2 protein-coding genes are annotated in these 1393 nt (G+C 77.8%); both read left to right on the plus strand.

What is annotated here, in order from left to right; translation table 11 throughout:
• The first annotated feature begins 97 nt into the window (after nucleotides 1-97).
• A complete protein-coding gene (locus tag G6556_RS18830) occupies nucleotides 98-523 on the plus strand; it encodes an organic hydroperoxide resistance protein (RefSeq protein WP_166944672.1) in 426 nt (141 codons plus the stop codon).
• A gap of 108 nt (nucleotides 524-631) precedes the next feature.
• The coding region (locus G6556_RS18835) for an ATP-binding protein (protein WP_166944673.1) at nucleotides 632-1393 on the plus strand (762 nt) is incomplete at its 3' end.

Below are 1393 nucleotides of genomic sequence, written 5' to 3' on the forward strand. Positions count from 1 at the left end.
CGGGGCTCGGGCGTCCCGCCGGTGAGCCAGTCTGGCATGCGCGCACGATCTGTGGCATACATAGACGTACTAGTTCGTCTACATGGAGGTCTCCCGCATGAGCGCGCTCTACACCGCCACCGCCACCTCGACCGGCGAGGGCCGTGCGGGAGGCCAGGTCACCAGCGACGACGGCGTCCTCGACCTGACGCTCGCGGTCCCCGCCCCCATGGGCGGCCCCGGCGGCGGCACCAACCCCGAGCAGCTGTTCGCCGCCGGCTGGGCCGCGTGCTTCCACTCCGCGCTCAAGGGCGTCGCCGCCGCGGCCAAGACCCCGATCCAGGACTCCGCCGTGGTCGCCGACATCGGCATCCTGCCCAACGGCACCGGCGGCTACACGCTCAGCGCCGCGCTGCACGTCGAGATCGGCGGCGTCGACCAGGCGACGGCGGAGAAGCTCGTCGAGCAGGCCCACCAGGTGTGCCCGTACTCCAACGCCACCCGCGGCAACATCGACGTCCAGCTGGACACGACCGTCGCCTGACCTCCCCCGTCGCACCGCCCGGTCCTACGCTGGGGCCGGGCGGTCACGGGCGGGTGCCGGTCCGGCGCGCGCGCACCGCGTGGGGGGTGCGGGACGGGTGAGTGCGCGATGAGCGGCGGCGGGGGCCGGGACGAGGCCCTGACCGCGGTGCGGCGCTGGCTGGCGACCGGGCGCGACGTGGTGCTGCGCGGCGAGCGCGGCATCGGCAAGACCGCCACGCTCGAGGCCCTGCGCGCCGACCTGTCCGACCGCCGGCTGCCCGGCGTGCTCCTGCGCGCGAGCGGCCCCGCGCCGTTCGCCGCCGTCCTCGACCACCCCTCCGCCCCGGCCCGGGTGGCCGACGAGAACGCCCTGACCGCCTGGCTCGCCGACGAGCTCGCGGCCCCGCGCAGCGTGCTCCTCGTCGACGACGTCGACCGGCTCGACCAGGGCAGCCTCCGCGTCGTCCAGCGGGCGCTGGTCCGCACCGGCTGCCGCCTCGTCGCCGCCACCACCACCGACCTGCTGCGCACCCCGCCCGGCGGGCCCCGCGAGCTGCTGGTCGCCCGGGCCCCGGCCGAGGTCCGGGTCCCCCCGCTCGGGCTCGCGGCGCTCAGCGCCCTCGTCGCCGGCGCGCTCGGCGGCCCCGCGGACGCCGCGCTCACCGGCACGCTGCTCGCCCAGTCCGGCGGCAACCCCGGCGCCGCGGTCGCCCTGCTCACCGCCGCCCGCGCCACCGGGGCGCTGCGCCGCGAGGACGGCCGGCACGTCGACTACGGCCGGCTGCTCGACGTGCCCGCCGAGGGCGTCGCCGCGCTGTTCCTCGCCACCCTCGACGCGTCCCGTGTCGACGCGCTCGAGCGGCTCGCCGTCGTCGGACCGGTCGCCCCC

It is taken from the genome of Cellulomonas sp. IC4_254, assembly GCF_011603975.1.
In the GTDB taxonomy this organism is placed as follows: Bacteria; Actinomycetota; Actinomycetes; order Actinomycetales; family Cellulomonadaceae; genus Cellulomonas.

Bases quoted from the DNA above. Each gene is read 5' to 3' on its own strand.
- G6556_RS18830 (WP_166944672.1), top strand. From the start codon at position 98: ATGAGCGCGCTCTACACCGCCACCGCCACCTCGACCGGCGAGGGCCGT.